Raw genomic sequence first — 6,869 nt, forward strand, 5'->3', positions numbered from 1 at the left:
AGATCCTCGTGAGACCCCCCGCGCTGCGATCCTACCTGCGGCCAGTGATTCTTCTGTGCAAGGCTCTAGTCAGTGACGGGCACCTGAAAAGCGGGGTGCCTTACGAATCCGTACGACGACCTGTTCGTTGTCGACCGTGTATCCCAGGTAGTCGAACTCGGTACCGGTGCGTGCGACGAATTCCGTCCACGCCCGGTACTCGTGGTTGCGCCAGCCGGGGAAGTTGAAGTACTCGTCGAACACGATGACGGTGCCCACCGCGAGTCGATCGGCCACCAGGTCCAGCACGGTGACCGTCGAGGAGTACAGGTCTGCGTCGAGGTGCAGGAACGCCAATTTCTCGTGGTGGCCCTTCAGAAATCCCGGGAGTGAGTCCTCGAACAACCCGGGAACGATCTGCGCGCCGGGCACTTCGGGAATGCTCTCCTGCTCGAACAGTCCTTTCGGAAAGCCGGTTCGCCAGGTCTCGGGTAGACCGGAGAACACGTCGAATCCGGCGACTACGGTGATGTCCTCACGCGACGCCAACTCTTCGGCGATGATCTCGAGCGTCGTGCCGCTGGCCACACCGAATTCGAGTGCCATACCGCGGATGGACACCTCGCCGAGCGCAAATCTCAACGTCGCGTGGGGCAACGGAAAGGTGGGAGCTGTCGACATCATTTCTTCGGCGAACTCGGCACTTTGGGCGGCGGCCTCGACCTCGGAAGCGAAATAGAGGTCGCGGCGCATGCGTAGCTCCAGCCCGCGCACAAAGCCGCGTAAATCCTCGATCTCACGCCGTTGACGTTCGAGAACGTCGAGCAATGTCGCCTGCTGATCGCTGGTCTGCTCGGCCAGTTGAGCGGTCTGCTGAGCCAGAACCTCGCCGATCGCTCGTTGAAGCTTCTCCCGTGCCGACGACTTGATGCGATCAGCGAGCTTCCGAGGTTCCGTCATGGGCACACGGTAGCGGTATCACGTGGGTGCGCGCACCCCTTGGCGGCAGCGTCAGGGCCTACGAAAGTGTTCTCGACGCCCCAGCCCGCGCAACCGGAACCACTCGGCCAGACCCTTCGGGTTGCGAGTGGTGATCAGGAAGAACCAGGTGAAGCGAATCCACTCCTGCGGCAGCAGCTTTCGCATGCCCGGCTGCGACATCAGGTAGCCGCGATTACGGTACGTGAAGTAGCGCTTGGTCGCGTCCTCGGGGTACTGCGTGTGCATCCGGCCACCGAGGATCGGCTTGAACTCCTCGGCCCCGTTGGGGTGGACGTAGGCGGCAGTGAGGCACGTGCCGAACTTCAGCCCCGAACGCTGCAGCCGACGATGTACTTCCACTTCGTCACCGCGCACGAACAGACGGAGATCGGGCACGCCGACCGCGTCGATCGTCGACGCCTTGAACAGAGCGCCGTTGAACAGCGATGCGATGCCTTCGAGAAGATCGTCGTCCGGGTTCGCCGGGTCGATCAATTCCGATCGCAGTCGACGCCATTCGACGCCGCGGCGCAGCGGAAACGCCAACCGGTCCGGATCCTCGATGTCGCAGACGACGGGGGAGACCTCGTCGAGTCCGTGGGTGAGGGCACAGTCGTACAGCGTCTCGAGCACCTTCGGGCCCTCGGGTCGGCCGTCGTCGTCGGCGAGAAACACCCAATCCGCACCGAGCGAGAGGGCGTACAGAATGCCGAGCGCGAATCCGCCTGCGCCGCCCAGGTTGTGCTGCGAGCCGAGGTAAGTCGTCGGCAGGCCGATCGACTCGACCAATTCACGCACGGCGGACTCGTCGGCATTGTCGACGACGACCAGATGATCGAGCGGACGCGTCTGCGCACCGATCACGTCCAACGACAGCGCCAACAACTCACGCCGCTTGTGCGTGACGATGACCCCGACGATCTTGTCGCTCACGTTCTCGATCCCCTATTCGTTCCGCAGGCTCCACTCACTGCCGGTCGTCCCGCTCGATCTCCTTCAGGATCTGCGCGACGTGGTCTCCCGCGTCGTCACCGTCGTACGCGCGCACCACGTCCTCGATGCCGCCCTGCTGCCGAATCTGGCCGTGATCGATCCACATCGCGGTATCGCACAGCTGAGCCAGGAATTCGTTGGAGTGGCTGGCGAACACCAGGATTCCCGAGCGCTTCACCAACTCCTGCAGGCGATGCCGAGCCTTCTTCATGAACTCGGCGTCGACGGCTCCGATGCCCTCGTCGAGCAGCAGGATCTCGGGGTCGATGCTGGTGACGACGCCCATCGCGACGCGCACGCGCATGCCCGTCGAGTACGTGCGCAGCGGCATGTCGAGGTAGTCGCCGAGTTCGGTGAAGTCCGCGATCTCGTCCATCTTGGCGAGCATCTGCTTGCGGGTCTGCCCCAGGAACAGGCCGCGGATGATGATGTTCTCGTAGCCGGAGATCTCGGGGTCCATACCGACGCCCAGATCGAACACCGGCGCGACGCGGCCGCGAATGGTTGCGCTGCCTCGGGTCGGCTCGTAGATGCCGGAGAGCAGCCGCAGCAGGGTCGACTTGCCTGCACCGTTGTGTCCGACGAGTCCGACGCGGTCGCCGTCCTTCAGATTCATCGTGATGTTCTTGAGGGCCTCGACGACGACGACGTCGGAGGAGTTGCGGTCGATCGCGCCACCGGCCTTGCCGAGGAACGCCTTCTTCAGTGACCGCGTCTTGGCGTCGAAGATGGGGAAGTCGACGCATGCGTCATGGGTACTGATGCTGATGGACAACTGCTGACCCCTAAACCCAGTAGGGCACGCGGGCCCGGTACTTCTTGAGAGCGAGAATGGCCAGCGCCCAGCCGACGACGGTGAAGCCGAGCACGATGTACCAGTGGTACGCCTGCTGATCCTCGCCGATCAGGGGGGCCCGGATGATGTCGAGGTAATGGAAGAGCGGGTTGATCTCGACGAGCTTGGCGCGATTCGCGGCCTCGCCGCCCATCTGCTGCAGGCCCGAGGTGGTCCACACGATCGGCGTCATGAAGAACATCAGCGTGACGAAGCTGCCGAGAATGGGGGCGATGTCGCGGTAGCGGGTGGCGATGATGCCGAACAGAATGGACACCCACACGGCGTTGAGCAGGATCAGTACCAATGCGGGGATCGCGAACACCGCGGTCCAGTGCAGCCCACCCTCGGGCCAGAAGATCGCGATGATGATCACGTAGATCAGCATGTTGTGGCCGAACAACAGCAGTTGACGCCAGACCAGCCGATAGATGTGCACGCTGAGCGCGCTGGGCAGTTGCTTGATCAGACCCTCGTTGGCGACGAAGACGTCTCCGCCTTCGAGAATCGCGGCACTGATGAGGTTCCAGACGATCAGGCCGACGGTGACGTGCGGCAGGAACTCGCGCAGATCGATGTTGAGCAGGACCGAATACAGCAACCCCATGGCGATGGCCTGCACGCCCGTGGCGATGGTGATCCAGAACGGGCCGATCACCGACCGGCGATACCGCTGCTTGATGTCCTGCCACCCGAGGTGCAGCCACAGTTCGCGCTGATTGAAACCGGTTCTCAGGTCGCCGAACGCGCGCCGATAAGTCTGTGAGTCCGAAACCGGAGCAGGCATCTGATCTCCTGCCTCGCTCTCGGGATCCTTCGCTGGTGCCGACACGACGGTCGACACTACCTGCAATCGGCTTCTCGGCTCATTCCGAGCGCGTCACAGGTACTGGCCGGTACCACTGCCACCATGACCGGCACCACCTGGTGCGCCCATCACGCCGGGAGGCAGGGCGCCCTGACGCATCTGCTCGAGTTGGGCACGGGCGGCCATCTGCTGTGCGAACAGGGCCGTCTGAATGCCGTGGAACAGGCCCTCGAGCCAGCCGACGAGCTGAGCCTGGGCGATGCGCAGTTCCGCGTCGGTGGGGACGACATCGTCGCCGAAGGGGAGCACCAGACGCTCGAGCTCGTCGCGGAGTTCCGGCGCGAGTCCCTGTTCGAGTTCGTGGATCGACGACTTGTGGATTTCTTTGAGACGGGTGCGGCTGGCGTCGTCGAGCGGTGCCGCGCGGACTTCCTCGAGCAGCTGCTTGATCATCGTCCCGATGCGCATCACCTTCGCGGGCTGCTCGACCATCTCCGACAGGCCCGATCCGTCGTCCGAATCTCCGTTCGCAGACGATCCGGCGGCGCGCGCAGCTGCGGCCGTGGCCTCCTCGCGGCTCAAAGCAAGCGGCTCTCCGTTGGGGCCGATCACAACGACGTGGTCCCCGGGGGCACTGTTCGACTCGGATTGGGTCATGTATCCATCTTTACCCGTCGCTCGTCGTTGCGCGATCGTCCGGGGCGATTATCCTGGTTCGGTCGTCGGGAACAGTGGAAGCAGGGAGGGATCGAGCGTGCGAAGTGGGCAACCGTTCCCTGGCGAAACAGGACGTGGAACACATGCTTTACCGGTCGGCGCTTAGAGTGTCCGGCATGGGGTACGACGTCGCACGAGTCAGAGGGTCCATTCCCTCCCTCGGCGACGGGTGGATTCATCTCGACCCTCAGCTCGGAATGTTGATTCCGGACCGCGTGTCGACGGCCGTCTCGACGGCTTTCCGGCACAGTGCGTCCAATCATTCGGCCGGCAACATCGCGGCCAAGCGGAGTGCCGCTCTGCTCGAATCCGCTCGCGCCGCAATCGCAGATCTGGTCGGGGCCTACCCGTCCGGGGTCGTCATCGGACCGGACCGCGCGACGTTGCTGTCGTGGCTCGCGGATTCGATGAGCTCGCGGCTCGGTCTGGGGACCGGGCTGGTGCTCTCGCGTCTGGACGAGGAAGCGAACGTCGCCCCGTGGCTGCGAGTGGCCAGCCGAACCGGTGCGCACGTGAAGTGGGCCGAAGTCGAAATCGATACGTGTGAGTTGCCCACGTGGCAGTTCGACGACCTCATCACCTCCACCACTCGGCTCGTCGCGGTCACTGCGGCGTCGCCGATCGTCGGTAGTGCGCCCGATGTTCGAGTCGCGGCTGATCTGGTGCACGAGGTCGGTGGGCTGATCGTCGTCGACGCCGCCGGAGCCGCCCCGTACGCCCACGTCGACATCAAGGAACTCGGGGCCGACATCGTCGCCATCGACGCGGCCGCGTGGGGCGGGCCGTCGGTCGGCGCGCTGATCTTCCGGGATCCGACGCTGTTGGAACAGTTGCCGTCGATGTCGCTGAACCCGTCGGCCATGGGGCCGGAGCGGCTCGAGGTCAGCGCGCACCAGTACGCGTTGTTGGCCGGTGTGGTGGCGTCCATCGATTACCTGGCCAATCTCGACGACGCTGCGACGGGAACGCGTCGTGAGCGGCTCGAGTTGTCGATCGGATCGTTGCAGTACTACCACGACGGTCTCTTCGACTACCTGATGAAGGCTCTGAACTCCTTGGATCACGTCATGGTGCTGGGCAACGCACCCACACGTGTTCCCACCGTCAGTTTCACGGTCGAGGGAATGCCTGCGGTGAAGGTGTCCGAGCAACTCGCGCAGGCCAGAATCGGCAGTGTCAGCGGAGTCCACGGCGGAAGTCGACTGCTCGACGCGTTGGGCGTCAATGACGAGGGTGGTGCCGTCACCATCGGTCTGGCTCCGTACACCACCCGCTACGAGATCGATCAGCTCGTCAAAGCGCTCACTGCACTCGCCCTTTGAGCGGCTTCGCCGCACGTGCATAGAAGTTCGTATCCCACTACGAACTTCTATGCACGACCTCAGGCGTACTTCACTGCACGCGAAGGATGACCTTTCCGATCGTCTCGGCCTCATCGAGCATTCGATGTCCCTGTGCTGCTTCGGTTATCGGGATCTCGGCGTGCACGACGGCGGTGACGCGTCCCTCGGAGATCATCGGCCACAGGTGTGCGGTCATGTCTGCGACGATGTTCGCCTTGCTCGACGGGCCGGTTTCGGGGCGGCCACGCAACCCGGCGGCGTGCACCGATCCGCGCTTGGCGAGGAGTTTGCCGAAGTTCAGCTCGCCCTTCACACCACCCTGCATGCCGATGGTCACGATGGTGCCGTCCATGGCCAGGGCGTCGAGGTTTCGATCGAGGTACTTCGCACCCATGTTGTCCAGAATCAGGTCTGCGCCGTGATCCTCGGTCTGCGAACGGATCTCGGCGACGAAGTCCTGGTTCTTGTAGTCGATCATTATGTCGGCACCCAGGTCCGCGCACATGTCCAGCTTGTACTTCGACCCGGCGGTGACGGCGACGGTCACGCCCATCTGCTTGGCCAATTGGATTGCGTGCGTTCCGATTCCGCTACCTCCGCCGTGAATCAGCAACACCTGCCCCGAACGCATGTGCGCGTCCATCACCAGGTTGGACCACACTGTGGACGCCACCTCCGGAAGTGCCGCTGCCACATGCAGATCGAGACCACGAGGGATGGGGAACAGCTGGGTTGCGGGCACGGCGACCTGCTCGGCGTAACCACCGCCGGCCAACAGGGCGCAGACCCTGTCGCCGACGTTCCAACCGCTGACACCCTCGCCGAGTTCGGAGATGATGCCCGAGCATTCGAGTCCGAGAATCTCGCTCGCACCCGGGGGCGGTGGGTAATTGCCCTGACGCTGCATCAGATCGGCGCGGTTGACGGCGGTAGCCGAGACGTCGACGATCACCTGCCCGCGGCTCGGACGAGGGTCGGGAACCTCTGTCCATTCCATGACGTCGGGATCGCCGAACTCTTTCAGTGTGATGGCACGCATGTCTCCATAGTGCGCCTCCGGTGCAGTGGTGCGGTTAAGTGCCCCAGGGGGGCTGTCGCATTTTGAGTGAGCGGTAGTTCGACGTTGCGAAGGGGTGGCTCGGGTTCGATGCCCGGGTCACCTCTTTTTTGGCGTTGGGGTGCTCTGTTCCGCTGGGTCAGGCCAGCGCTGCGT

Annotated in this window: 7 protein-coding genes; 1 reads left to right on the forward strand and 6 read right to left on the reverse strand. The window is 63.8% G+C overall.

Annotation, left to right across the window (positions count from 1 at the left end):
- Positions 1–69: 69 nt before the first annotated feature.
- From MTX35_RS15965 to MTX35_RS15985, 5 genes are all read right to left on the reverse strand, one after another.
- Complete coding sequence (locus MTX35_RS15965) at positions 70–939, reverse strand: TylF/MycF family methyltransferase (RefSeq protein WP_243595917.1); 870 nt, start codon at positions 937–939, stop codon at positions 70–72.
- 51 nt (positions 940–990) lie between these two features.
- The gene (locus tag MTX35_RS15970) at positions 991–1,893 is read right to left on the reverse strand and encodes a glycosyltransferase (RefSeq protein WP_243595918.1); all 903 of its coding nucleotides are present in this window, start codon (positions 1,891–1,893) and stop codon (positions 991–993) included.
- Between the two features lie 34 nt (positions 1,894–1,927).
- Positions 1,928–2,728, reverse strand: coding sequence for an ABC transporter ATP-binding protein (locus MTX35_RS15975; protein WP_243595919.1), 801 nt, complete (start codon positions 2,726–2,728; stop codon positions 1,928–1,930).
- A 10-nt stretch (positions 2,729–2,738) separates the two neighbouring features.
- The gene (locus MTX35_RS15980; protein ID WP_243595939.1) at positions 2,739–3,575 is read right to left on the reverse strand and encodes an ABC transporter permease; all 837 of its coding nucleotides are present in this window, start codon (positions 3,573–3,575) and stop codon (positions 2,739–2,741) included.
- Positions 3,576–3,668: 93 nt separating this feature from the next.
- Entirely contained in the window at positions 3,669–4,253 is a 585-nt protein-coding gene (locus MTX35_RS15985) for a bacterial proteasome activator family protein (protein WP_243595920.1), read from the reverse strand.
- 176 nt (positions 4,254–4,429) lie between these two features.
- Between MTX35_RS15985 and MTX35_RS15990 the strand changes: the two genes are divergently transcribed.
- Positions 4,430–5,635 (forward strand): cysteine desulfurase-like protein, encoded by a 1,206-nt coding sequence (locus MTX35_RS15990; protein ID WP_243595921.1) that lies wholly within the window; start codon positions 4,430–4,432, stop codon positions 5,633–5,635.
- A 70-nt stretch (positions 5,636–5,705) separates the two neighbouring features.
- Here the strand turns inward: MTX35_RS15990 and MTX35_RS15995 are convergent, their stop codons facing one another.
- On the reverse strand, positions 5,706–6,695 hold the full coding sequence (locus MTX35_RS15995) for an NAD(P)H-quinone oxidoreductase (protein WP_243595922.1): 990 nt from the start codon (positions 6,693–6,695) through the stop codon (positions 5,706–5,708).
- Between the last annotated feature and the right edge of the window lie 174 nt (positions 6,696–6,869).

Source organism: Rhodococcus sp. ARC_M12, from assembly GCF_022810385.1.
GTDB classification, from domain to species: domain Bacteria; phylum Actinomycetota; class Actinomycetes; order Mycobacteriales; family Mycobacteriaceae; genus Rhodococcoides; species Rhodococcoides navarretei.